The following is a 26,045-nucleotide window of genomic DNA, read 5'->3' on the forward strand; positions in this document are numbered from 1 at the left end:
CAGTCTGACAACTGTTATCCTGTGGCTCGGGCATTCATATTTTCATGCGATAGAATGCCCGCTCTGGCAGCATGGAACGATGATGTCTGTTCACATTGACAGCTGATTTAACCTTTCATTCAACAGCATAACGCAGGGTAAAACGGATATTGGCGGATTACACATTACGCTTATTGCAAATAAATGAACTTTGAAATTTTATCTGCATAGTCCACCACATCTCGGGATATTTCATTTTTAAACACGTCTTCTGAATAGGTACTGAGAGGGCAACTTACCGAAAGCACAGCAGTGATTTCTTGTGTTGCTTGGTTATAAATCGGTGCTGCGCTTGCTGCCATATCAGTATTAAAGTGTCCCCAACTGATCATAAAACTTTGACTGCGTACATATTTTAGACGTTCCAACAATGCAGGAAGATGCTGCGGCGTTCGATCAGAATAGACTTTCCAATCATTGAAATGTTCATACCGTTTGATGACTTCAGACTCAGGTAGACGAGAGAGTAATAATTGACCAATCACTGTAGCATGGGCATGCCAACGTGTTCCAATATGTACGTTACTGGTAAATGAACCAATTGACTGCGCATTACTGGTAAAAACGATGTCGGTTCCTTCTAAAATTGAAAGATGTACGGCAATTTTAATTTTATCACGCAGTTCACGCATGATGGGTATTGCAATATCTGTCAGTGAAGACTTTGACAGGCTGTTAAAACCCAACTCCATCACATTGCTATTCAGCGCGTAGGTTTTCTGCGACATTTTTCTTAAATAGCCACAAAATTCTAAAGTGTGGATGAGTCGGAATGCACTCGAACGATTGACATCCAATTTCTCCGCAATCTCAGAAATCGTCATTTCCTGATGATGTTGATCAAACAATTTTAATATGGCTAAGCCACGTACCAAACCGGGTACTAAGTAGCGTTCATCGGTATTGGATTCAGCATTTTGCTCTAAAAGTACATCTGTCGTTGTTGAATTCATTGTTAAGTATGCCTGTATTCATCATAAGCTTCCCCTAAAGGGAACCCGTATATTTTAGTCATCAAATTTTTTATCTCAATGTTTATATATAAAACATATTTTTTATTAAAAAACTGAAAAAAATTTGAATTTTAACTAAATATTTGAAATTAATAAAAATATAAAAATTGACAATTAATTTGATCCAAGTTTATTCTATTGATAATGTTTTAAATGCTAAATTATGTTTTATATATAAAACTATTAAGGACGCAAAAATGAGTTGGATCTCAGTTTGTCAACCAGACGACATTAGCCAGGACGAGCCTAAAGCGATTGAAGTCAATGGTAAAAAAATTGGTGTTTTTTTCATCGATGATCAGTATTTTGCAATTGAAAATGTGTGCCCACATGCTTTTGCCTTATTGACAGAAGGCTTTATTGAAGAGCAGACCGTGGAATGTCCATTACATGAAGCAATTTTCAATATTCAAACGGGTGAGTTGGTCAGCGGTCCTGGATGTCGCGACCTATGTACTTATCCAGTACGTGTTGAAGGGCTGGATGTCCAAATTCAACTATAAGTTTCATTAAGAAGGATGGAATCTCATGAAAACATTTAATGAGAAGCTCGCAAACTGGATTCATGCCACGCCAGCAAAAGAAGCAGGAATCAACAACATTCAAATCCCGGGGCAGCCTGAATTACTGGTGTGGCAAACCCGATATAAAGCACCGACACGCTATGAACAGGATTTTGTTGAATATTTAATTCATGCTTTCTCTACAGGGATTACCGAGTTGGATGCGTTGGTTGAATCTTTAAATCTACAGGGATTTCGTTGTGAATCTGGTGAACTTTGGACATTGGAAAATTTTTCACATGAGATGCAACGTTTAGGATATTAATTCAAGGAAGAACGACAATGAACGCAGCAATATCAGTAACGCCGAGCGTAGAAGAATACTTGGATTTAGGCTTGCGGGATCTGTGGCATCCAGTTTTAGCCAGTTGGGAAGTTGCAGCAAATCCTGTTGGAATTACGCGCTTAGGTGAAAACATAGTGGTATGGCGTGATGATCAAGGTCAGGTACATGCTTTAGAAGATCGTTGTCCACATCGTGGCGCCCGTCTTTCTTTAGGATGGAATCTGGGCAATCGCGTGGCTTGTTGGTATCACGGTGTCGAAGTTCGTCACGATGGTGTGGTTGAGGATGTTCCCGCAGTGCATGAATGTCCGATGAAAGGGACAAGCTGTGTGAAAAGCTATCCTGTAATCGAACAGCACGGTGCGATTTTCCTGTGGTTTGGTATCGACAGTAATGAAGCACCGAAGTCGCTGGATTTCCCTGAACAGTTGGCAAGTGAGGCGTGGAGTTCATTCCTGTGCCAGGCAGATTGGAAAGTCAACCATCAATATGCCATTGATAACGTTATGGATCCTATGCATGGGACGTATTTGCATTGTACTTCACACTCGATGGCAGAAGGCGAACGTACTGCTGAAATGAAACACCGGACTACAGAACATGGATTTGTCTTTGAAAAAGAAGGACAGACAGGTGTTAATTTTGATTGGGTTGAGTATGCCAATACAGGTGCAAGTTGGTTACGCCTTTCGATTCCCTATCGTAAAGACTTTGGTCCGGGCGGTGAGTTTTGGATTGTCGGTTATGCCACACCAATCGATGCAAACAATACCCGTGTATTTTTCTGGCGTTGTCGTAAAGTGAGTGGTTGGCAGCGCAATGTTTGGCGTTTCTTGTACCGTAACCATTTAGAGAAATTGCATTGGGATGTTCTCGAACAGGATCGAATCATTTTAGAAAATCTTGCACCGCAAGCACGTCAGCAGGAATTCCTTTATCAACATGATGTTGGGCTATCTCGTCTGCGCCGATTAATGAAAAAAGAAGCAGAAAAGCAATTAAAGAAAATGGTCAGTTTAAAGCATGCAAATCGTATTGAGCTGCAGGAAGAAGCACATGGTTAACATGGCATTGTTGCAAGGAAAAAAAGTCCTTGTTACTGGTGCGGCGAGAGGATTGGGGCGAGATTTTGCCCAAGCCATCGCGGAAGCAGGCGCACAAGTGATCATGGCTGATATTTTGACGGACCTTGTCAATAAAGAAGCAAATGCATTGCAAACCAAAGGTCTTGCTGTTGATGCGGTTACGATTGACCTAGTAGATCACAGCTCGATTCAACAGGCTGTCGAGCAAACCGTTGCCAAATTATCCGGACTAGATGGTTTGGTCAATTGTGCTGCACTTGCAACCAATGTCGGTGGTAAGACCATGATGGATTATGCACCTGATCTTTGGGATCGGGTCATGAACATCAATGTAAAAGGGACGTGGCTAGTTACAAAGGCTTGTGTACCTCATCTCAAACAGTCGACCTGTGGCAAAGTGATCAATGTTGCTTCAGACACGGCTTTGTGGGGTGCACCCAATTTGATGGCTTATGTGGCAAGTAAAGGCGCCTTAATTGCCATGACACGTTCCATGGCAAGGGAACTCGGGCAGTTCAATATCTGTATTAATACTTTGTCTCCAGGGCTGACTCTGGTTGAAGCTACGGAATATGTGCCGCAAGAACGTCATGATCTCTATATCAACGGTCGAGCGATTCAACGTCAACAGTTACCACAGGATTTAAATGGAACTGCCTTATATTTACTGTCTGATTTGTCTTCATTTGTAACTGGACAAAATATTCCAGTGAATGGTGGTTTTGTCTTTAACTAAGGAGATATCTAATGATTACAGGGATTGAGATTTTAAAATTTGGTGTTGAGGACAGAGTCGTTTCGAATAAATTTTTGGCGGATTTTGGTTTGGCGCATACAGCATCAGACATCGAAGGTGCTGATCTTTACCAGACACAGAATGGTAGCAGGATTTATTTGTTTGACTGTGATGATTCACGTTTGCCGCATGCAATTGAAACAGGTTCGACCCTGCGTGAAGTGACTTGGGGTGTAGATAAGGTAGAGGATTTAACTGATTTAGCGCTGCGGTTGAAAGATGTAGAGGGCTATCAAAAGACAGCTGATACAGTGCAATGTATTGATCCCAATGGAATGACCATTCGTTTTCAGCTCAGTTTTACCCATCATTTACCAGCGCTCAAAACTGAGGGAATCAACCAATATGGCAGCATCAATCGTGTAAATGCAGCAAGCCCTGTTTATGAAAAAGGACAGCCTGTTGCGATTGGTCATGTGGTGTTTTTCACTCCAGATTTAGAACGTACTGAACAATTCTACATTGAAAAATTAGGTTTCTTCTTATCCGATGCCTACCGCAATCGTGGCGCATTTTTACGTTGTCGCGGACAAGGCTATCACCATGATTTGTTCTTGCTCTCAGTGCCAAATAAACCTGCTGGGCTTAACCATGTTGCCTTTGTGGTCCGTGACATTCATGAGGTGATCGGTGGTGGTTTGCATATGAACCGTTCTGAGTGGTCAACCTTTATTGGACCGGGGCGCCACCCAATTTCCTCGGCTTATTTCTGGTATGTCAACTCACCTTTGGGTGGAGCATTTGAGTATTACACCAATGATGATTATTTGACGGAAGAATGGCAACCGAGAATTGAAGAACATCGTTTAGAACTGTTCACAGAATGGGCTGTTGACGGTGGTTTGGACGATCAGACTCGTCGCCAAGTTAAAGCCGTGTAAAACAAGTCTGAGTTGAGAGCACAAACTATGCAAAGAGTGGTGATTGTGGGAGCAGGACAAGCCGCGGGTTGGGCTGTCAGTACACTCCGCCAAAATGGATATTCAGGTGAGATTCATGTGGTTTCAAATGAAGATCGAGTGTTTTACGAACGTCCGCCCCTGTCAAAACAGGTGTTATCAAAACAAGCCAGTTATGAAAGCCTGCATCTATTTTCTCATGAACAGATTCAGGATTTTGACATTCAATGGCATAAACCTGCGATGGCGACACAAGTGGATCGCCTTCAGAAAAACGTGGTTTTAAATAGTGGTGAAGTTCTACCCTATGACAAATTATTGATTGCGACAGGAAGTCGAGCTCGTGTTCCTGTGCATGCATGGCAATTTATTCCCAATGTGGTGACTTTACGCAATGTGCAGGATTGTGAGCGCTTGATAGACATTTTAGAGCACACACAAAAACTCGCAGTGATCGGAGGTGGCTGGATTGGGCTAGAGATCGCAGCGACCGCTCGTCAACAAGGAAAAGAGGTGCATATTTTTGAATATGGTGATCGCCTATGCGCACGTAGTGTAAGTCCAGAAGTGTCGCAATTTCTGAAAACCATACATCAGCAACAGGGCACTGAAATTCATTTGGAGAGTAAAAGTCTCCATTTGGTTGAAGCCGGGCAAAACAAAGTCGAAGTGTTGAATCATCCACATGGTACTGGGTTGTTTGACTGTGTAGTAGTGGGTGCAGGCGCGGAGATCGCAAAGGAACTTGGTGTCCAAGCAGGTTTGGAGGTCAAGGATGGCATTGTCGTGAACGGTTTCGGTCAAACTTCAGATCAGCATATTTATGCTGCTGGAGATGTTGCGATTCACCCAAGCTTGGGGTATTGCATTCAGTCTTGGGCGAATGCGCAAAATCAGGCGATTGCCGCAGCAAAATCAATGCTGGGAATTGCCACGGAATATGTCGATATTCCCTGGTTATGGTCGGATCAGTATCACTTCAATATTCAAATCCTAGGGATCTATCAACCTGAAAGAACCGGGCAGATCGTGATCCGCAAAAGTGCGGATGACCAATGCAGTTATTTGTATTTGGATGACCAACAGCATTTGCTGAACATGATTGCCGTGAATGATTCAAAACTGATCAAGCTGGCAAAGCGTTGGATGCAGTCCAATACAGTGTTAGACCCCAAATTATTAGCAGACCCTGAATTTAATCTCATGAAATTAAAACCATAAAAAATTAAATAAGGTCTCGAACTCAATCGAAGGAATGAAATATGAGTAATGAAGAAAAGAAAGGATTAAAGCATTGGGTTCCTGCTTTTGTCCTGATGGTATGTGTCGTTTTGGCATTCTTCGACAAAATCAGTATCGCCGTATTATTCGCTGACCCACACTTTCAAGGTGCGATGGGGATTGCACAAGATAAAGCAAAGCTTGGATGGCTAATGACCAGTTTTTTATTGGCCTACGGTTTCTCGTCGATGTTCTTAAGTTTTTTGGGAGATATATTCAATCCGAAGAAAATGTTGTTCTGGAGCGTTGCATCATGGGGATTGCTCATGTTTTGCATGGGGTTTACTACCAACTATACCGGTATGTTGGTCTTGCGAATTTTACTGGGTTTGGCAGAAGGCCCTTTATTTGCCCTGGCTTATGCCATTGTGAAGCAAACTTATACCGACCACCAGCAGGCGCGTGCTTCAACCATGTTTTTATTGGGCACACCAATAGGTGCATTTTTAGGTTTTCCAATTACAGCAGCCGTATTGGCAAAGCATGACTGGCATACCACTTTTTTTGTGATGGCGGGTCTGACCGTGATTGCATTAATCGCAATTGCATTCGGTTTACGCAATTTACAACTGAAGAAAACTATCGAACTGGAATCCACCAGTAAACGCATCAACTTTAAGGGACATATTCAAAATACCAAGTCGTTGTTGCAGAACAGTTCATTTTGGTTGGTGTGTATTTTCAATATTGCACTGATGACTTATTTGTGGGGCTTAAATAGCTGGGTGCCATCATATCTCATTCAAGACAAAGGCTTCAATCTCAAAGAGTTTGGCATTTATTCAAGTTTTCCATTTATTGCCATGTTAATTGGCGAAGTCGTGGGTGCATTTCTATCTGATCAGCTGGGTCGCCGTGCCATTCAGGTGTTTAGCGGCTTACTGGTGGCAGGCATATTTATGTATGTCATGGTTATTATGACGGATCCGATTTTGGTGATCGCAGCAATGTCTTTAAGCGCAATGGCCTGGGGTTTTGGTGTCGCAGCGGTATTCGCTTTACTTGCCCGTGTAACCACAGCCGATGTCGGTGCAACTGCGGGTGGAATTTTTAATGGCATGGGAAATTTTGCCAGTGCAATTGCACCTGTTCTGATCGGTTACATCGTCATGCAAACACACAGTTTTAATTTAGGAATTACCTTCTTGGCAGCAGTTGCCGTGATTGGATCGTTCTTCTTGCTTCCTTTATTGAAACGTTATTAATCAAACAGATCTAGGAGTTAAAAACATGACTACTCAACAATTCGAATCATGGAAACAACCAGAAGGCACAAGTTTACAAGATTGGTTAAATACGCGTATCGCACGATTTGAGACACGTAAATATGATTTTGATGCTTTGAAGTTTCAAGCGGATTATGACCCAAAATATCGCCGCGCACAGATGCGCTATATGGGAACAGGAGCCACGGGCGTGGTAAATGATGGCAACACAGTTCCCGCTGAAAATTTTACTTTTTCAACGATGGTACTCCCAGCACAGTGTGAAGGACCTTTGCATATCCATCATGATGTTGAAGAAGTGTTTTTTATGCTGCGAGGAGAAATTGATCTATTCATTGAGCATAACGGTGAGAAATTCCAGACCAAATTGAAAGAGCGCGATTTGATTTCAATTCCACCGGGGATTTATCGCGGACTGTTCAATCCCGGTCAGGAAGATGCCTTGATGTGCGTCATGTTAGGTGCAGGTAAACCTACGATTCCGAATTATCCACCTGAGCATCCTTTGTCTCAAATCAAACGTTGATTCGATTGAACTCATAAATGTTAAAGGGAAGACTTGATGACACTGATTGATAATTTAGCCAAATACCCAGTAAAAACCATTACTGTGAATGGTCATATACAAGCCTATCGTGAGGCAGGACAAGGTCAAGCCTTGATTTTGCTGCATGGAATTAGTTCAGGTTCAGGGTCTTGGATCAATCAATTGGATGTACTCCATCAGCATTTTCATGTCATCGCCTGGGATGCACCAGGTTATGGCCTATCCGATGACTTAGATACAGATCAACCCAATGCAACGGATTATGCACAACGCATATTGGGTTTGATGGAGGCCTTAAATATTTCCAAGGTTATTTTGATTGGTCATTCCCTTGGCGCTTTACAGGCCAGTGCCTTTACTCATCTTTATCCTGAGCGGGTTGTAGCCTTGATTCTGGCGAATCCAGCACAGGGCTATCAACGCGCAGATGAAGAAACCAAGACACAGGTTTACCATAAACGCCCAAGTATGCTGAAAAGCTTAGGTAATGTGGGAATGGCCGCATGTCGTGGACCACATTTGATTTATAAACAGGAGCAGCAGGCTTTGGCTTTGGTCAATGAGGTCATGAGCCATCTGACTTTAAATGGCTTTACCCGTGCATCGTATTTGTTAGCTTACGACGAAATTCGAAATTATTTAACAGAAATCACAGTTCCATGTGTCGTGATTGCAGGTGATAAGGATCAAATCACACCTGTAAAAGCAATTAAAGAACTTGCGGTAGAAATGCATTTGAGCAGATGTCATCTCATTGCAGATGCAGGTCATCTGAGTTATGTCGATCAACCTCAACAGTTTAACGACATTGTTTTATCGATCAATTAAAACATCAACGAGAGATATGGATATGAGCTTCCAAGTTGAAGGAAAACTAGCAGTTGTCACAGGCGGCTCGTCAGGCATTGGTTTGTCAGTGGTGGAAATTTTGGTGTCAGAAGGTGCCAAGGTCGCATGGTGTGGTCGAGATGAACAGCGCTTAATCGCATCAAAAACCTATATTTTGGAAAAATATCCAGACGCCCATATTTTCACCTGTCGTTGCAATGTATTGGATAAAGAAGATGTAAAACGCTTTGCGCAGCAAGTCAACCGGCAGCTCGGAAATGTCGATATGTTGATCAATAACGCAGGTCAAGGGCGTGTGTCAAATTTTGAAGACACCCAAGATGAAGATTGGATGAAAGAAATTGAATTGAAGTATTTCAGTGTATTGCATCCAGTTCGAGCATTTTTAAACGATTTAAAAAAATCTCCATGTGGTTCGATCACCAATGTTAACTCATTGTTAGCACTGCAACCTGAGCCACATATGATTGCAACCTCAGCTGCACGTGCTGCCTTGTTGAATCTGACTCATTCTTTAGCCCATGAATTCAGTCAATACGGAATTCGGGTCAATTCGATTTTGTTGGGAATGGTGGAATCTGCGCAATGGAAGCGTCGTTTTGAAGCCCGCTCGGACACAAGTGCTTCCTGGGAACAGTGGACAGGCAGTATTGCAGAAAAACGCGGCATTCCGATGCAGCGACTGGGCAAGCCAGAGGAGCCAGCCCGTGCCTTGGTATTTTTGGCATCACCTCTGGCCTCGTATACCACTGGTTCAACCCTGGATGTATCTGGTGGATTTAATAAACATTTATAAGGTGTTTACATGAAGCAGTTGATGATGATTGGTTTTGGCGCGATGGCAGCAGAAGTCTATGCCCACATGCCCCAAGACCTGCAGCTTAAATGGATTGTGGTGCCCGCACGCAGTATAGAAAAAGTCAAGGCACAGGTTGCTGAGGAAGTGCAGGTCATCAGTTCAATTGAACAGTGTCAGGGTACACCTGATTATGTCATTGAAGTGGCGGGTCAGGCTGCGGTGAAAGAACATGCACAAAAAGTCTTGGAAAAAGGCTGGACGATTGGTCTGATATCAGTAGGGACTTTGGCAGACAATGAATTTTTAGTTCAACTCAAAACCACAGCTGAACAACATGATGCGCATCTACATCTACTCGCAGGTGCAATTGCGGGCATTGATGGCATTGCTGCAGCCAAAGAAGGGGGGCTGGAAAAGGTCACCTATAAGGGGTGCAAAAGTCCAAACAGCTGGCGTGGGAGCTATGCAGAACAATTGATTGATTTAGATCAAGTGCTTAAAGCAACAGTTTTTTTCCGCGGCACAGCCAGAGAAGCAGCCTTGAAGTTTCCGGCAAATGCCAATGTCGCAGCAACAATTGCACTGGCAGGTCTTGGTATGGACGAAACCATGGTGGAGTTGACCGTTGATCCAAGTATTAACAAAAACAAGCACACCATTGTGGCAGAGGGTGTTTTCGGTGAAATGACCATTGAATTGATTGGCGTACCTTTGGCGAGTAACCCAAAAACTTCAACTCTAGCGGCACTGAGCGTGATTCGTGCGTGTCGTAACAGCGTCGAAGCAATTCAGATTTAAAAGGATTTGAGCATGATCAAGGAAATTTATATCGCAGGTGAATGGCGATTAGGTAAAGGCGGTACGATTCAAAGTTTATTCCCGGCAGATCAATCTGTGAATGCTGAAATTTCTACAGCGAGTTTAGATGATGTCAATGAAGCCGTTGAAAAAGCAGATTTAGCATGGCGTAAGTCTGAGTGGCGTAACAGCCTGCCACATGAACGTGCCCGTATCTTATACAAAGTGGCAGACATTATTGAAGCGCGTGTGGATGAGCTTTCTCAATTACAAACGCGTGATAATGGAAAGCCCTTGGCTGAAACACGGGCTTTAACCATGAGTGCGGCTGCAACAGCTCGTTATGTGGCAGCAGCCTGTGAAACATTGAATGATGAACTCACCACGCAACGTGCATCAGATTTCATGACCATGAGTGTACATGAACCTGTAGGTGTAGTGGCTGCAATTACCCCATGGAACTCACCAATTGCCAGTGAAGTACAAAAATTGGCACCTGCGCTTGCGGGTGGGAATGCAGTTATTTTAAAACCTGCGGAAGTCACTTCTTTAATAGCATTGGAACTGGCTAAAATCTTTGAAGAAGCTGGCTTACCTAAAGGTTTATTAAGTGTACTGGTCGGGCGTGGTTCAGTGATTGGCGATGCAATTGTAAAGCATCCTCTAGTCCGTAAGATCTCATTTACGGGGGGGACCACCACAGGTCGCCATCTTGCACATCTTGCTGCTGAGAAATTAATTACAACCTCATTGGAGTTAGGGGGCAAATCACCAACGATCGTATTGCCAGATGCAGATATTGAACTGGCAGCAAAAGGCGTGGCTTACGGTATTTTCAGTTCGGCTGGACAAGCATGTATTGCGGGTTCACGTCTATTTGTACACAGCAGTATCTATGATCAATTCTTAAATCGTCTAGTTGAGATTACCAAAGGTTTGCGTGTTGGACATCCTGAAACCGCAGGTGTACACCTTGGCTCTTTGATAAATCCAAAGCATCTGGCTTCGGTCGATGCTTATGTCCAGCTGGCAAGGCAAGAGGGGGGACAGGTCGTGATTGGTGGTCAAGCATTGACAGATGGCGAATTTGCAAAAGGCAGTTATTACTTACCTACGATCATCACGGGATTGAAAAATTCAGCACAAACATGTCAGGAAGAAATTTTTGGACCTGTTTTAGTGGTGATGCGTTATGACGATGACGACGATTTGATTGTAGAAGCCAATGACAGTTGTTTTGGTCTTGCCGCAGGCATCTGGACTGAAAACTATCGAAAAGCATGGCAAATTGCTCGCGCACTGGAGGTGGGTACAGTGTGGATCAATACCTATAAAAAATTCTCTATTTCGGCACCATTTGGCGGCTTTAAGGACAGTGGTATCGGACGTGAAAAAGGACGTCTAGGTATTTTGTCTTATATGCAACAAAAAAGCATCTATATGGGATTAAGCGAACAGCCAAATCCTTGGGCGAATTCATAAATTCATGGAATGAATAATTTTTGAGGAAGAAAAAATGACGGAACGTGTAAATGTAGGTGAAGCAATTGCCCGTGTTCTAGAAGCACATCAAGTGGACAGTATTTACGGTGTTATTTCGATTCATAACTTACCGATTGCTGATGCAGTCGGTCGCCGTGAAAAAATCCGTTTTGTTGCTGCACGTGGCGAAGCAGGTGCGGTCACTATGGCGGATGGGCATTCTCGTTTTAAAGGGTTAGGTGTCGCTTTAACCAGTACGGGTGCAGGGGCAGGTAATGCGGTGGGTTCATTGATTGAAGCGATGAATGCAGGCAGTCCCGTTTTACATTTAACAGGACAGGTCGAACGTGAATATTTGGATCGTGATGCCAGTTTTATTCATGAAACCAAAGATCAGCTGACTTTTTTACGGGCATCAAGCAAAGCTGCATTCAGAATTACCAGCCCTGACAATGCTGTAGGTGTGATTCGTGAAGCGATTCGTGTGGCAACCACTGTACCGATGGGACCTGTGAGTGTTGAATTGCCGATCGACGTTCAAGCAGCGGAAATTGATTTGCCCCTGAACCTGGGACCAGTGAAAGCGCTTGAACTTCCTCAAGCTGAACAGGTCGAAATCGATTTGATTGTCAATGCAATAAAAAAAGCCAAACGCCCTGTATTTTGGATTGGCGGAGGGACGCTCAATAGTGTTGCGGAAGTGAAAGCCATTGCTGATCTTGGGATTCCAGTGGTTTCATCCACACATGCACGTGGTGTATTGGCAGATGATCATCCACGTAGTTTAGGCGCATTCCATAACTCTGCGGGAGTGGAACAACTGCTCAAAGGTGCTGATCTATTGGTTGTTGTTGGTTCTCGTTTGCGCAGTAATGAAACCAAAACCTATTCAGTACAGTTCCCTGACAATATTATCCAGATTGATGCCAATCCCGTAGCACAGCAACGTAATTATAAAGTACGAAATTTCATCTGTGGCGATGCTAAAGATGTATTGCAGCGTGTACTGACTGGCTTACAAGGCATATCAAAAATCGATGCAGATTACGATCAAGCCGTTGTTCAGGCGAAGCAGGCAGCGATTGATGCTTTAAGGACTCAGCTGGATCAATATGCGCTAATTTGTGATCACTTGCGTGCTGCATTACCACAAGATGGTATTTTTGTCCGTGACATCACCATGTCTGGCAGTACTTGGGGCAGCCGCTTATTTCCAGTTCAGGCGCCCAATCTCAACATTCATTCTTTGGCAGGAGCGATTGGTCTTGGTCTAGCAACTGCGATAGGCGCTTCAATTGCCAATCCTGATAAAAAAGTGATTGCTTTGGTTGGTGATGGCGGACTGATGCTAGGAATCGGCGAAATCGCAACCATGGCACAGGAAAATACCAATATGGTGTTGATGATCATGAATGATGGTGGTTATGGCGTAATGCGAGGAATCCAAAATAGCTACTTTGGTGGTCGTCAGTATTTTAATGAATTGCATACTCCAGACTATAAGGTACTGGGTGATGCAATGGGTGTGAAAAGCTGGAAAGTGGGGAGCGCTGAAGAATTTAACACAGTGATTCAAGAAGCAGTTAAGTTTCAAGGTCCAAGTGTCATTGAACTGGATATGCACGCGATCGGTCCGCTTAACTTCGCGGGTCCACCACAGAAAAAGCTGTACTAATCCATATATGGATAAATAGCGCAGATCTTAAAACATTTACAGGCAAATTTTTTTGCCTGTAAAATGATAAAAACTATGTTTTACAGGTAAAACAAAAACAAGACCAACAGGATCGTTGGGACAAAGATAAAGGAACTAGGTATGAAAAAGACATCGATGGTCGTGATGCTTGCTGCATTTTATTTGGGTATGACATCCAACACTTTTGCAAAAAGCCCAGCACTCGAATGGAAAAGCGAAGATGGAACAGACACTTTAAGCTTAGGTGGTGTGATTCGGACAAACTATCGTTATGAAGGTTGGGAGGGTCCAAACAATGACAATGGAAAACTTTACTTCGATATTTTCAGGGTGGATCTCAAGGGTAAATTTGATAATGCCTATATCAATGCAAGTTATTTATTTCAAGATCAAGAGAAACGTGCGATTGAAAAGGCTTATGTGGGCTATAACCTAGATGAAAATAACAGCCTGGAGGCTGGTTTTGTCTACAAACCCTTTACGATTTATCCTTATCCACAAAACGGTTGGACCTATCATATTCCGTTCTTTCTAGGATATGGCAACAATATTGCCCCTGGTTTGAATTGGAATTTCCACAATAAGGATTGGGACATCAAACTGGGGTATTATCCGCAAATGTTAGCGACTAACCTGCGTTATTCTCCTGAAAGTGCCACCTATGATGATTTGGCTGAAAATGCTTTTCCCACCCAAAAAGCCTATCAAAATGAAAAGCGACATCAATTCAATACACGCATTGTACGTAAGCTTGAAACTGAGTTTGGTAAACAAGAGTTGGGTCTATCAGGTGCAATCGCTCAATTGCACAATCAAACCACGGACAAAAATGGTCAATATTATGCTTTAGGTGTACACACCGATAATAATTACAAACGCTTTAATTTACAAAGCTCAGTGATTCATTATCAATATGATGCAAAGAACCCTGAGGGAGTGAACAATGACATGACCCTGATGGGCAATAACGGTTTTACGCCTGCTTATTTCATTGCATCCGAAGCGACAGTTGCCAGTTTAAATCTGGCCTATACTTTGCCTGTGCAGGATATGGGAAAACTCAAGGCAATTCGCTTTTATAATGATTATAGTTATATGGACAAGAAACGTGATGACTGGTCTGATTCACAAATGAATACCACAGGGATGTTATTCATCGCATCACCATTTATGGTTTGGGCGGATTATACATGGGGCAAAAATGCCAATATTATTGGCGGTGCATCAAATGCCACTGGTTTTACCTCGACAGTCTCACCCTATAGTGATCAATGGCTATACCGGATCAATTTAAACATTGGCTATAGTTTTTAATCTTGAACAAAAAAGGTGTTCAATCATATGCTTTGATCTCATTTTGAGGCATTGCATGTCAGTTGAATACAATCAGCACATCATTATACAGAAAAGATAGCTTGATCAAGCTGTTATAAGTGAAGTGCTGATTTTATTATCACTTGAGTGATTGAATAGTGTTTTAGTGTGAAGCCATTTTTTTGCTATTTGGAAAATATGCCTTGAGTTCGTCTAAAAAAAGTCGGACTTTTTTAGGCATTTTATCTGTTGAAGAGGTGATGGCATAAAAGTAAAGTTGTGCTGAATCATAGTCTTCCAAACAGCGAACGATGCTGCCTGCATCTTGATCTTTTTGAGCTAAAAAATCAGGTAAAAATATAATTCCCTGATCCTGTTTACAAAAGTCCAGAAGAAAATCACCGCTATTGCAGGTTAATTTGGGGGTGCAGTAGATGCTTTCTTCTTTTTTATTTTTGCTCAGCACAATTTTAGCGCTGGAATCTGCTTGTGAATATAACAACAGGCTGTGCTTTTTTAATTCATCAATGCTATTGGGTTTGCCGTATTTTTCAAAATAACTGCCAGTTGCATAAAAATGTCGATGATAAGTGCTCAGCAAATGTGTGTTGCGTTCATCAATCTCTGGGCTGATTCTCAACACAATATCGTATTTATCCTCGTTGATATTTAAGAACTTATCTGAAAGAAATAAATCTATTTTGATATTGGGGTATTGCAGCATGAATTTAGAGATGATCTCGGTAAGATTGGCTTGTCTAAATGAATGCGGCGCATTAATTCTGAGCTTACCTTCAGGGTATTTTTGGTCATGTACAAAATCACTGGTTGCCCATTCAAATTCACTCATAATCACTTTTGAGTGCTGGTAAAATTTTTCACCTGAATGGGTCAAGTCCATTTTTCGTGTATTTCGAATGAATAAAGCTGTATTAAAGATTGTTTCTAAATGACAAATCCTTTTCGCTACTTGATCTCGTGTAATCCCCAAGTGGCGTGATGCACTACTAAAATTGCCATGTTCAACAACACTGATAAAAGTGTTGATACAGTCTAATTTATCCATTCAATTTTAATGTAATTGTCAACTTAATCATTAAAGTATCGCATCGTTCGAAGCTTAGCAATCATTGTATCTTTTCAGGATACAGTTTGTATTTAAATTGCTATCTAGTGGTTTACGTGTATTTTTGCTTTGATATAAACTCCTTTATAAATATGTTGCCAATCAGAATGAATAAAGCATTTTTAGAACAACTTAGCCCACAAAATTGTCAAATCATCTTCATCGATCAACAACCACAAATGGCATTTGGTGTTCAGTCCATAGATCGCCAAACGTTAAAGAATAATGTTGTAGGGCTGGCAAAAGCAGCAAAAGTTTTTAATATTCCAACCACCATAACAACAGTAGAAACTGAAAGTTTCTCAGGACACACTTTTCCAGAATTATTAGATGTTTTTCCTGATGCTCCTTTACTTGAAAGAACCTCAATGAATTCATGGGATGATCAAAAAGTGCGTGATGCATTGGCTGCAAATCACCGAAAAAAAATCATCGTATCTGGTTTATGGACTGAAGTTTGTAATATCACTTTCTCATTTGGTGCGATGCTGGAAGGTGACTATGAAATTTATATGGTTGCAGATGCGTCGGGAGGGACATCAAAAGAAGCCCATGACTATGCAATGCAACGAATGATCCAAGCGGGTGTTGTTCCAGTAACGTGGCAACAGGTTTTGCTTGAATGGCAACGGGATTGGGCACATCGAGAAACCTATGATGCGGTGATGGATATTGTTCGAGAACACTCAGGTGCATATGGTATGGGGGTCGATTATGCATATACCATGGTCCATAAAGCTCCAGAGAGAACCACGACTCAGCATGAAGTGATTGCAGCGGTACCTGCAAGATAAGCCCTATGGACATACATATTCATTGATATGGAGATGATCATGACAGATGTAGCGCTGATCCTTAAGAATGGAAAAATTACCACGCTGGATGCTAGACAACCGGAAGTAACGGCGATTGCCATTGCCGATGGAAAAGTGATTGCCACAGGTGATGAAAGTCAGATCATGAAGTTGGCAAAAGACACCACCAAAGTGATTGATTTAAATGGGCGTCGTGTGATCCCTGGATTAAATGATAGCCATCTACACATTATTCGTGGTGGACTGAATTATAACATGGAATTGCGTTGGGAAGGGGTTCCCACCATTGCTGATGCGCTGAGGCTGTTGAAAGAACAGGCTGAAAATACACCTGCACCACAGTGGGTACGTGTCGTCGGCGGTTGGACTGAATTCCAATTTGCAGAAAGAAGATTGCCTACCTTGGCGGAAATCAATAAAGCTGCACCAGATACTCCGGTATTTATTTTGCATCTATATGCCAGTGCTATGCTCAATCGAGCAGCTTTAGATGTACTGGGATTTAATAAAGATACGCCGGATCCACCTGGTGGTCGCATAGAACGCAATGAAAAAGGGGAACCAACTGGCTTGCTTCTGGCTACACCATCAGCCGCGATTCTCTATTCAACATTGGGTAAGGCGCCAAAACTGCCTGTTGAAGATCAAGTCAATTCGACCCGACATTTTATGCGCGAGTTAAATCGTCTAGGGGTGACATCGGCGATCGATGCAGGGGGGGGTGGGCAAAATTATCCTGATGACTATGCCGTGATTAAACAGTTGCATGAAAAAGACCAGATGACGGTAAGAATTGCCTATAACCTCTTTGCACAGAAAGCAGGTGAAGAACTGCAAGATTATCAGCGTTGGACAGAAATGACTTTTCCAGGCGAAGGTGATGCACTATTACAAATGAATGGTGCAGGTGAAAACCTGACTTGGTCAGCAGGTGATTTTGAAGATTTCTATGAGCCGCGCCCAGATTTGCCCGAAAAAATGGAAGCTGAACTCGAAGCAATCGTTGAACATCTATCTGAGAAAAAATGGCCATTCCGAATTCATGCCACTTATGATGAAAGTATCAGCCGTTTGCTCAATGTATTTGAACGGGTCAATGGCAAGCAAGCTTTTGCAACGCGTTTTATTATTGATCATGCAGAAACGGTGTCAGAACAAAACATTGAGCGGATTGGCGCATTGGGTGGTGGAATTGCGATTCAACATCGAATGGCTTATCAAGGTGAAATTTTTGTCAAACGTTATGGCGCCGAAGCTGCCAAAACAACACCACCGGTAAAGAAAATGCTTGAACTTGGCGTTCCTGTCGGTGCAGGAACAGATGCAACGCGTGTGGCATCATACAATCCATGGGTATGTCTGGCATGGTTAACTACTGGTAAAACAGTAGGCGGCTTTGCACTTTATGATGAAAAAGATTTAATTGACCGTCAAACCGCCTTGAAACTCTGGACCAAAGGTTCGGCTTGGTTTTCAGGAGAGCAGACTCAGAAAGGTGCTTTGGTCACAGGTGAACATGCAGATCTTGTTGTACTGTCTGATGACTATTTCTCTGTGGAGGGAGAGTGTATTCAATCTATTGAATCTGTCATGACGGTGATGAATGGACGGGTGGTTTATGCAGCAGCAGAGTTTAAACAGGAAGATCCTCCAATTCCACCTGCATCACCTGAATGGTCGCCAGTAAAACGCTTTGGAGGGCAGTGGCGTCTGTCTGAAAACCGCAATGCGCCTTCTTTGCAACCACTGCAAAACAATTCAGCAATGTGTGGATGTACCAACAATTGTGGTATGCATGGTCACTCGCATGCATGGATGATTGATATTCCAATCAATGATCAAGACAAAAAATCATTTTGGGGCGCACTCGGCTGCTCCTGTTTTGCTTTTTAACACCCACCTAAAAAACGCCATCTCACTGAAATGAGATGGCGTTTTATTGGGGAGAATGCTATGAAAATTTATTTCATCTCTTTAGCTGTTGGCTTGTTGGTGGGCGTATTGTATTACCTGTTGAATGTAAAATCGCCGGCGCCACCATTCGTTGCATTATGTGGTTTGTTGGGAATGGTCATTGGTGAGCAGCTTATGCCGATGATTAAAAATTTATTATCCTAACCATGGACGATGATAAACAATGCAATTTAAGCTCAGTAAGTTGTTAAGTTTCAATGCAGGTTATGTCGATACAGCAAGCTTCCTTGCTTTGCATGGGCTGTTTTCTGCACATGTTACAGGTAACTTTGTTACTTTGGGGGCGGCTTTGGTTTCCGAAAGTCAAACGGGTGCATGGGCGAAACTGGCTGCATTGCCGATGTTCTGCATCACCGTTTTACTGGTCAAAGTGATTGATCAAAGGTTTGTGTCACGCCAAAACAGTTCTTATCGTTTTTTTCTTAAAACGATGTTGTTACTTTTTAGCATTGTCGCAGTATGCACTTATTTTTATCTGCCTTTTCCAAAGTACGATACGGCTATGAGCTTTACGGTTGGTATGCTATTGGTCGCGGCGATGGCAATTCAAAATGCTATGCATCGTATCCATTGGGCTAAAGAATCTCCAACCACGGTCATGACGGGGTCTACCACACAATTAATGTTAAATATTGCTGAACTGTTTTCCAAACGCTCTGAGGAAGAAAAATATCAGATTCGGCAACGTATTGATCCGATTCTTCCAACAATGTTGAGCTTTGCTTTTGGATGTGCAGTGGCTGCAATCCTGTATAAATTTGCATTGCTGTGGTTATTTGTCTTTCCTCCATTGTTGTTGATAGTCATTTATTTCAACCGGGAAAATTATAAAAAAGCCTAGCACTGTGAGCCAACACTCACCCTATTATTTATTCAATGACGAGTAGAACATGGAAAATATACACAACCCGGCAGCTCCAGGATTCTGGAAAAGCTGTAGAGATCCTCTGTTATTGACGATTGTCGGTGGTGCAGTCGATACCATTGGGTTTATTGCACTTTTTGGTTTTTTTACAGCTCATGTGACAGGCAACTTGGTATTGGCTGGAGCCGCTTGGGTAAAAGGTGGACCGGGAATTTGGATTAAATTAGGTGCAATTCCCTTATTTATTTTAACTGTTGCCATAACGAAATATTGGATTGATCGGAGTGTACAAAAACATACGACCTTGAGTTATTTGTTTTTGGGTGAAGCCATTTTCTTAACAGGTTTTATGTTGGCGGGACTATATTTTGAGCCCTTTAAAGATGCCAATAATGTCACTGTGGCTATCACGGGGGGCTTGGGGTTGATTGCTTTGGCAATCCGAAATACTTCGAGTAAAACCTTAATTAAACATATCAGTCCAAGCACCATGATGACTGGGAATACCACTCAGTTGGGTATCGATATTTCCAACTATTTTAGAGATCGCAGTGATAGCAATATGCAGAAGCTACAACATAGTTTCAGTATTGTAATGGGTTTTGTCATCGGCGCATTTTTGGGGGCATTTTTATACGTGTATTTAGATTTTTGGAGTGTCGCTTTCTTTGTCGCACCTGTTCTGTATTTGTCTTACCTTGCTGCGAAACAGAGATTTGTTCAACCGAACTAAGGAGGGAGGTCATGGATAAGTTTTGCTCGGACACAATCAGTATTGGCATCTTCTGGTCAACCATGATTCCACTGCCAACAGCTTGGTCTGCATATATCGATTATGCAGCTTATTGACCTCCACTTACGGTTTTTGTTTATGTATTCAGTGGCTTATTGCGTGTTGGAAACCACATTGTTTGAGCAATAAGACCAACATTCAAGGATAGCTCAATGATTGGGTACAGGTCGTAAATTATGGATCTCATCCATTCTATATGGGATATCCATTTTTCTGAGTTTTATCGATAGCAAACTCACATTGTTGATACTTGGCATGATTGCGGTTTTATGGTTTTTATCCAAGCGACAAATTGAACAGTATTTTAAAGATCACCAAGGTGATCATTAACAATCTGTTTTATAACGAAATAACAAAATTTAAGGTAAAGCAATGTCAAATTTACTTAAAACTTCTATCCCTTTGTTTTCTTTGCTTATCACACAATTACATGCTGCTGGGCTTATGCTTAATAAAAATAGTCCATATTTATTGGGTGACTGGCAAGGGAAACGGACTGAGCTTTTAAATCAAGGTATTAAATTTGATTCCAATCTGATGATTGATACGGCTTATTTGGCTGATGGGGGGTACGATTCGGGGCATTCCCCAAAGTATGCGAGTCAACTCTTGATCGGTTCAACTTTAGATCTGGAGAAATTGGCAAATTTGACTGGGTTAAGTCTGCGAGCAACAATCACTGCTCGGCAAGGACAAAGCTTGTCCTCGGAAGATATTTCTGATCCAACTGCACCGCAAATTGCCAATGTACAAGCAAATTATGGTCGTGGTAACAGTAAAAGTCGTCTGACGGAGTTTTCTCTAGAAAAGAACTTCAAAGATTATGGACTCAGCATCAAATTGGGACGTTTGGGAATAGGGACTGATTTTAATGTGATGTCATGTGAGTTTCAAAATAATTCATTTTGTGCCGCACAGATGGGCAAGTGGCAGAGTGGTATTTGGTACAATTCACCGATTTCTCAATGGGGTGGCCGTATTAAATACCAACTTCAGCCAGAACTTTCTGCCCAAATCGGTGTATACGAATACAACTCACAAAATGCTTTAGAGCGGCATGGTTGGAACCTCAATACAGATCAAGCGGATGGTGTGACGATTCCGATAGAAGTGATCTGGCAACCCAGATCTTTCATCAATGGATTGGCAGGAACATATCGCATAGGTGCAATGTACAACAGTGCGGATGACCTTAAAAATCAAAAAAACATTCGAACGGGGCAGGGTGAAAATCATACGTATGGCGCGTGGTTCAACTTTGATCAGCAACTCACGTCGATGGGTTCTGGAAAACAGGGTTTGCACAGCTTTGCAAATTTTACTTTTCATAACCGCAATACCAACAAGGTTGATCATTCTCAGCAGATCGGTCTCAAATACTATGGAGTTTTCATCAGTCACCCTGAAGATAATCTAGGTTTTGGTCTCAACCGAATTCATCTCAATGACCGTTTTACTGAAGGTAAGGCACAATTTAATGCTGATGCGGAATACAATATTGAATTAAATTATAGTTACAATCCTGCAAAGTGGCTGATGTTACGTCCTAGCTTACAATATATTGTTCATCCTGGTGCGACAAAGAATACAGACAATGCTTGGGTTTTTGCTCTGGGTACAAAGATAAACTTTTAGTAAATCGCGTTTTAAATCTGAAATTTAGAGCAGCAATCCCTGCATTTTGTGTAGCTTAAAAGTCGTAGCTGGTTTTTATCTATAGCGCAATAGGTTGACGTTCAAAATGACGAAGCTATTGATCAGACACAGGTGAGAAAATAACATGTACGGGTGAATCATTACGATTTAACGATGAATAGGGTCCAATAAAGTTTTTATTTGGATTTTTTGCGAAGCTTCGATGCCATGCTCTTAGCTTATTCTCAGACAACCATTCCAATTCTAAGGCATTATTTTGATTGCCAAAGTCGATGGTATTGACTGAAAATTGATTGATTGCATTTAAAGCAGCTCGGCATTTTTCAGTTTCGCCTTTTTTAAGTACGGACACCTGGACCTGAGTTGCGCCACCAAACATCACATCGTTTTCACGACATTGAAGTACCTGAACATGATAACGACCTTCTGGTGAAGATAAATCTCTAACCACTTTATTTACATTGTTTGATTGGCAGGCTGATAGAAGCAACGGCAAGACTGCTAAGCCGAAAATTGGTTTTATGGATAATTTATTCCATTGCATGAATTTTTCAACCTCGTATATTTTGATTGAATAAGAATGTTGTTTTTATTTCAGCAGGATTGGCCAAAAATAATATTGAAGCATGTGCATATTATTGAACTGATACTGAACGTAATTGCACAATATTTCAATAAATAAGTAAATAAAGTTTTTGATCATTCATTATATTTTTTGAAATGATTTTTCATATGATTAAATTCTATTGATGTTAATCTATATTGTGTATTTTGACCTAAGTCTGAATAAGATTTACAAAAAAAGGATATGAATAGAAAGTGACTTGCTGAAAAATAAGCAGAAGTTTTGTTCTAAGTTTGAACTTTGAATAAAATATACATATCTCTTTCAGCATAAAAAGCAAGCTGTGTTGGCTGTATAGGAGTGTTTTTTATATAAAAAGCATTTAATTTTTAAAGTTTTATGTTGAAGTGTTTTACAGAGTATCTGAAGGTTTTTGCTTTACAGATCAACTATTGTTAGTTGAAGTGAGGTGCAGCGTTCAGACTTAAATGACTTACAAGTGCATTGCATCCAGTGCACAATCAAAGATTATTCGGTCATCCTGTATTAAAGATCGAGTGTTTCTCTTCAACATATAACGAGTTCAAGGATTAATAGAATGAAAATCAAAATTGTTCTACTCACTGCACTGTTGAGCTTGCCATTGCTTGCAGATGCAGAAGGGTTAAAGTTAAAAAGCAGTCAAGGTGAATTTGATCAATATACAGGTCAAATCACACTCAGCGGGGAGTATTCATATTATTTTGAGGATGAGGTTTTAGGTGATGTCGTCTGCTTTCACCCTTATATGCCATCAGATCAATTAATTCCGCGTAGTGCCCATGATCAACGTTCACGCTGGTTCTGTTTTAATCAGACCAATCAAGCAATCAAGGCTTTTAAAATCAATAAAAAGCCTAAAGAGGGGTATGAGGGTTATACAGGTCATGCCACTGTGACTGTCGGTGATTATGCAGTGTATAAGGGCGAGAGTGAAGGTTTTGATACTGCAAAATTAATTTCTGTTAAAAAAGCTGAAGCACCCAGATTGGTGAAGAAATCTGGTTATTAAATTACATAGTGAAGACAAGGATAAATAAGGATGAAAAAAATCACTTTTTTACTGGCTGCTCTGTTGAGTATTCCAGTGCTTGCACAGGCAAAAACCTTGCAGCAATGGGAGCAATGTGCCGATAAAGCTGGTCGCAGTGTCAATGTGCAAGAGGTGGGCAATATCGGTTATGAAGCTGAAATCAAAAAACACTGTGGAACACGTCCAGTAGCTACTGCGGGTATGGTAAAACCAGATGGAAAATTGCCTTATGATGTGATTCAAGCAGAACCTTGGAAAAAAAAGTTTCAACAGATCACCGGTAAACAATACACTCATGTAAAACAATCACTCGTGGTATCTAGTCCAATGCAACGTGAGGGTGACTGGTTGGTTGGAAGCGGTTATGACCCTAAAGGTGCCGGTGCAAGTAAAGCAGTAATCGCTGTGAATACCAAAACAGGTAAAATTATGGCATTAATGAGTTCTTATGATGGTGTAGAATATTTTGGTTTTGATGAAAACACCAAAAACCTCCCGCGCAAATTACAACAATGGATCACTGAAGAAGTGGCTGCGGGTTAATTTGATCGTTTCCACACATCTGTGATGACGGATTTGTTTGAGCTGTCATGATTCTGCTGGTGTCAGAACAATTCTTAGATCAAAGCAGTTGCCTGGTATTGCGGTGAAACGACAGTAATTGCGTCTGTTGTTTCACCACTTAAAGCCAGTCGCTATGGCGCTCAAGCATTGTGTCACATTTATTGAACCAAAGTTTCATGTAGATATTGCCAATAACATTTTCCAGATTCAACTCTGATACAGGCAGTTGAAATTCTTAACTGTGTATGATCTGGAGTCTGCTGATGCTCATGATATTGAATCCAATACTGGTTTTCAGCTTCAAATAAGGGAGTAGCATTTGAAATAGTAATGTTTAACGCAGATTTTTTGCCGATATTTTCACGAAATAAAGTGCTGACTTCTGCCAAAGAAATACAATGCCCCTGAACTGTGATCATTTTAAAATTTTGATCAAAACTCGATAAAAGCTTTTTTAAGCTGTCTTGTGCATTGGGATTGGTAAATACATCTTCAATCCAAATATGTAGGTCTACAATATTTTTTAAAGCTTCATTGATTGGGTGGTTCATGCGGCTTTTCCTTCCAAACAAAAATTAAAGCGATTGCGCACAAAAGTGCTGCGATGAGAAAAGTATATTGGTAATGCAGTAAGCGATTTGAGATGGGCAAGGCACTAAAGATAGAAAGAAGAACTACCGTACCAACGCTAAAAGCCACTTGGCGATTGATGTTCCACAGCACACTTCCTTGTAATAAATCTTGACCAGTAAAACCTTCAAGTGAACTGATTTGTGCGATATTGGCGCTTAGACCGCCTCCCATGCCCATCAGCAAATATGCAAGAAATAATGGAATTAGATCATCTGCATGGCTTACCCAAAATAACAGCCCTATGCCTAAGCTATGCAGGGTGATTCCGATCACAAACAATACCTTTTTACCAAAGCGGTGGTAGAGAAGCCCGCCACTTGTCATGCAGATCAATGCCCCTGCTGCATAGAGCACCATAAACAACCCTGTTTGTTTGGCATTAAATCCAAGATTGAGTTGTAAATTAAAAATATTGAGTAAATTCACGCCTGTAAAAATGCCAGGTACTGCATAATAAACAATAAATGCCGTCCGTAAATTAGAATTCTTTAATAATTGCAGATTGAGAATGGGAGCATGAGAGTGCGCTGAATGGCGTAAATAAACAACAAGCATCAAGACTGAAATTGAGAAGCTTGTGATCGCAAAGAAAATATGATGCAGATCTGTATAGAATGAAAATGACAGCAATAGACATAACAGCCCGATATTGATGAGAATCATGCCTTTAAAATCAGGTTGTGGATCGGACTGACGTGGCGCATCTCTGACCCAACACCACGCTAGGCATGCAGTCAGTAACGAAAATGGAAGATTTGAAAAAAAAACCCAGCGCCATGAAAGGGTATCCACTATGATTCCTCCCAATGTTGGGGAAAATGCAGGAGCAATTAAGGCGATTGCCATAATCAAGGTGGAGATCCGCTGTCGTTCATGATGTGGAAATAGACCAAATACCAACGCCTGTCCAACAGGAATTAATAATCCGCCTGCCAAACCTTGAACGAAGCGCCAAAAAATTAAACTATAAATGGATGTGCTCAACCCAATAAAACAGATACTGATTGAAAACAGTAACATTGAAAAACAGAGTAGCTTTCTGTATCCCATTAGGCTTGAGAGCCATAAACTGATCGGCATGATCAAGACCAAACCGAGAATATAGGCATTGCTCACCCATGCAGTCATGGAAGGAGAAACTGAAAATATTATTGCTATATTCGGTAGGGCGATCGCTGACATAAATATATTGATGCAGTCAATAAAGAACCCAAGTAAAAACATGGTTGCTATTTTATAACGATAAGACATTGTAACCTCCAAGGTCATGGAGCGTACGTTGCTGTGCTTTTATTGTCGATGCATGCGC

General features: G+C 41.5%; 27 protein-coding genes. 22 read left to right on the plus strand and 5 right to left on the minus strand.

All coding sequences use genetic code 11. The annotated features are described in order from the left end of the window. Positions 1-170 precede the first annotated feature (170 nt). A complete protein-coding gene (locus IMO47_RS08920) occupies positions 171-992 on the minus strand; it encodes an IclR family transcriptional regulator (protein WP_196077423.1) in 822 nt (273 codons plus the stop codon). Between the two features lie 257 nt (positions 993-1,249). Here IMO47_RS08920 and IMO47_RS08925 point away from each other — a divergent pair, with 257 nt between their 5' ends. The 14 genes from IMO47_RS08925 (at position 1,250) to IMO47_RS08990 (ending at position 14,673) form a co-directional block, all read left to right on the plus strand. Next, positions 1,250-1,555: a non-heme iron oxygenase ferredoxin subunit gene (locus tag IMO47_RS08925; protein ID WP_196074376.1), complete on the plus strand. Its 306-nt coding sequence runs from the start codon at positions 1,250-1,252 to the stop codon at positions 1,553-1,555. Positions 1,556-1,580: 25 nt separating this feature from the next. After that, positions 1,581-1,880, plus strand: a complete 300-nt coding sequence (locus IMO47_RS08930; RefSeq protein WP_196074355.1) for a recombinase-like helix-turn-helix domain-containing protein — start codon at positions 1,581-1,583, stop codon at positions 1,878-1,880. A 17-nt stretch (positions 1,881-1,897) separates the two neighbouring features. Next, complete coding sequence (locus IMO47_RS08935) at positions 1,898-2,965, plus strand: aromatic ring-hydroxylating dioxygenase subunit alpha (protein WP_196074356.1); 1,068 nt, start codon at positions 1,898-1,900, stop codon at positions 2,963-2,965. Beyond that, positions 2,958-3,722, plus strand: a complete 765-nt coding sequence (locus IMO47_RS08940) for an SDR family oxidoreductase (protein WP_196074357.1) — start codon at positions 2,958-2,960, stop codon at positions 3,720-3,722. Before IMO47_RS08935 ends, IMO47_RS08940 begins: the two co-directional genes overlap by 8 nt. A gap of 11 nt (positions 3,723-3,733) precedes the next feature. Further along, positions 3,734-4,663 carry a VOC family protein gene (locus tag IMO47_RS08945; protein ID WP_196074358.1) on the plus strand — a complete coding sequence of 310 codons (930 nt, stop codon included), beginning with the start codon at positions 3,734-3,736 and terminating at the stop codon, positions 4,661-4,663. A 27-nt stretch (positions 4,664-4,690) separates the two neighbouring features. Continuing rightward, positions 4,691-5,902 (plus strand): FAD-dependent oxidoreductase, encoded by a 1,212-nt coding sequence (locus IMO47_RS08950; RefSeq protein ID WP_196074359.1) that lies wholly within the window; start codon positions 4,691-4,693, stop codon positions 5,900-5,902. Between the two features lie 41 nt (positions 5,903-5,943). Continuing rightward, the gene (locus IMO47_RS08955) at positions 5,944-7,167 is read left to right on the plus strand and encodes an MFS transporter (protein WP_196074360.1); all 1,224 of its coding nucleotides are present in this window, start codon (positions 5,944-5,946) and stop codon (positions 7,165-7,167) included. 25 nt (positions 7,168-7,192) lie between these two features. Then, positions 7,193-7,714, plus strand: coding sequence for a cupin domain-containing protein (locus tag IMO47_RS08960; RefSeq protein ID WP_196074361.1), 522 nt, complete (start codon positions 7,193-7,195; stop codon positions 7,712-7,714). A 33-nt stretch (positions 7,715-7,747) separates the two neighbouring features. Beyond that, positions 7,748-8,563, plus strand: a complete 816-nt coding sequence (locus tag IMO47_RS08965) for an alpha/beta hydrolase (RefSeq protein ID WP_227552255.1) — start codon at positions 7,748-7,750, stop codon at positions 8,561-8,563. 22 nt (positions 8,564-8,585) lie between these two features. Beyond that, positions 8,586-9,380 (plus strand): SDR family oxidoreductase, encoded by a 795-nt coding sequence (locus IMO47_RS08970; RefSeq protein WP_196074363.1) that lies wholly within the window; start codon positions 8,586-8,588, stop codon positions 9,378-9,380. A gap of 9 nt (positions 9,381-9,389) precedes the next feature. Then, a complete protein-coding gene (locus tag IMO47_RS08975; RefSeq protein WP_196074364.1) occupies positions 9,390-10,181 on the plus strand; it encodes an aspartate dehydrogenase in 792 nt (263 codons plus the stop codon). Positions 10,182-10,193: 12 nt separating this feature from the next. Continuing rightward, positions 10,194-11,663 carry an aldehyde dehydrogenase gene (locus IMO47_RS08980; RefSeq protein WP_196074365.1) on the plus strand — a complete coding sequence of 490 codons (1,470 nt, stop codon included), beginning with the start codon at positions 10,194-10,196 and terminating at the stop codon, positions 11,661-11,663. Positions 11,664-11,697: 34 nt separating this feature from the next. Continuing rightward, complete coding sequence (locus tag IMO47_RS08985) at positions 11,698-13,338, plus strand: thiamine pyrophosphate-binding protein (RefSeq protein ID WP_196074366.1); 1,641 nt, start codon at positions 11,698-11,700, stop codon at positions 13,336-13,338. Positions 13,339-13,479: 141 nt separating this feature from the next. After that, on the plus strand, positions 13,480-14,673 hold the full coding sequence (locus tag IMO47_RS08990; protein WP_196074367.1) for a hypothetical protein: 1,194 nt from the start codon (positions 13,480-13,482) through the stop codon (positions 14,671-14,673). A 163-nt stretch (positions 14,674-14,836) separates the two neighbouring features. On the opposite strand, the gene IMO47_RS08995 is transcribed toward IMO47_RS08990, so the two are convergent. Then, positions 14,837-15,739 (minus strand): LysR family transcriptional regulator, encoded by a 903-nt coding sequence (locus tag IMO47_RS08995; protein ID WP_196074368.1) that lies wholly within the window; start codon positions 15,737-15,739, stop codon positions 14,837-14,839. 167 nt (positions 15,740-15,906) lie between these two features. On the opposite strand from IMO47_RS08995, the gene IMO47_RS09000 reads away from it, so the two are divergent. The 6 genes from IMO47_RS09000 to IMO47_RS09025 all read left to right on the plus strand — a co-directional run bounded on the left by IMO47_RS09000 (position 15,907) and on the right by IMO47_RS09025 (position 21,881). Then, positions 15,907-16,593 (plus strand): hydrolase, encoded by a 687-nt coding sequence (locus tag IMO47_RS09000; RefSeq protein WP_196074369.1) that lies wholly within the window; start codon positions 15,907-15,909, stop codon positions 16,591-16,593. A gap of 39 nt (positions 16,594-16,632) precedes the next feature. Further along, positions 16,633-18,507 carry an amidohydrolase gene (locus tag IMO47_RS09005; RefSeq protein ID WP_196074370.1) on the plus strand — a complete coding sequence of 625 codons (1,875 nt, stop codon included), beginning with the start codon at positions 16,633-16,635 and terminating at the stop codon, positions 18,505-18,507. Positions 18,508-18,567: 60 nt separating this feature from the next. Continuing rightward, positions 18,568-18,732, plus strand: a complete 165-nt coding sequence (locus IMO47_RS09010; protein WP_196074371.1) for a DUF1427 family protein — start codon at positions 18,568-18,570, stop codon at positions 18,730-18,732. A 19-nt stretch (positions 18,733-18,751) separates the two neighbouring features. Further along, on the plus strand, positions 18,752-19,429 hold the full coding sequence (locus tag IMO47_RS09015; protein WP_196074372.1) for a YoaK family protein: 678 nt from the start codon (positions 18,752-18,754) through the stop codon (positions 19,427-19,429). A 49-nt stretch (positions 19,430-19,478) separates the two neighbouring features. Then, positions 19,479-20,186, plus strand: coding sequence for a YoaK family protein (locus IMO47_RS09020; protein ID WP_196074373.1), 708 nt, complete (start codon positions 19,479-19,481; stop codon positions 20,184-20,186). Positions 20,187-20,618: 432 nt separating this feature from the next. Then, complete coding sequence (locus IMO47_RS09025) at positions 20,619-21,881, plus strand: carbohydrate porin (protein ID WP_196074374.1); 1,263 nt, start codon at positions 20,619-20,621, stop codon at positions 21,879-21,881. Between the two features lie 115 nt (positions 21,882-21,996). On the opposite strand, the gene IMO47_RS09030 is transcribed toward IMO47_RS09025, so the two are convergent. After that, positions 21,997-22,446, minus strand: a complete 450-nt coding sequence (locus IMO47_RS09030; protein ID WP_196074375.1) for a hypothetical protein — start codon at positions 22,444-22,446, stop codon at positions 21,997-21,999. A 619-nt stretch (positions 22,447-23,065) separates the two neighbouring features. Here IMO47_RS09030 and IMO47_RS09035 point away from each other — a divergent pair. Together IMO47_RS09035 and IMO47_RS09040 are read left to right on the plus strand one after the other, a co-directional pair. Further along, positions 23,066-23,518, plus strand: coding sequence for a hypothetical protein (locus IMO47_RS09035; RefSeq protein ID WP_196075792.1), 453 nt, complete (start codon positions 23,066-23,068; stop codon positions 23,516-23,518). A 30-nt stretch (positions 23,519-23,548) separates the two neighbouring features. Then, a complete protein-coding gene (locus IMO47_RS09040; RefSeq protein ID WP_196075793.1) occupies positions 23,549-24,082 on the plus strand; it encodes a hypothetical protein in 534 nt (177 codons plus the stop codon). A gap of 179 nt (positions 24,083-24,261) precedes the next feature. Here the strand turns inward: IMO47_RS09040 and IMO47_RS09045 are convergent, their stop codons facing one another. Then, positions 24,262-24,654: a hypothetical protein gene (locus tag IMO47_RS09045; RefSeq protein ID WP_196075794.1), complete on the minus strand. Its 393-nt coding sequence runs from the start codon at positions 24,652-24,654 to the stop codon at positions 24,262-24,264. After that, the gene (locus IMO47_RS09050) at positions 24,635-25,987 is read right to left on the minus strand and encodes an MFS transporter (RefSeq protein WP_196075795.1); all 1,353 of its coding nucleotides are present in this window, start codon (positions 25,985-25,987) and stop codon (positions 24,635-24,637) included. The genes IMO47_RS09045 and IMO47_RS09050 overlap by 20 nt, the downstream gene beginning before the upstream one ends. Between the last annotated feature and the right edge of the window lie 58 nt (positions 25,988-26,045).

Source organism: Acinetobacter sp. Res13-Abat-PEC15-P4-01 (assembly GCF_015676285.1).
Taxonomy (GTDB): Bacteria; Pseudomonadota; Gammaproteobacteria; order Pseudomonadales; family Moraxellaceae; genus Acinetobacter; species Acinetobacter nematophilus.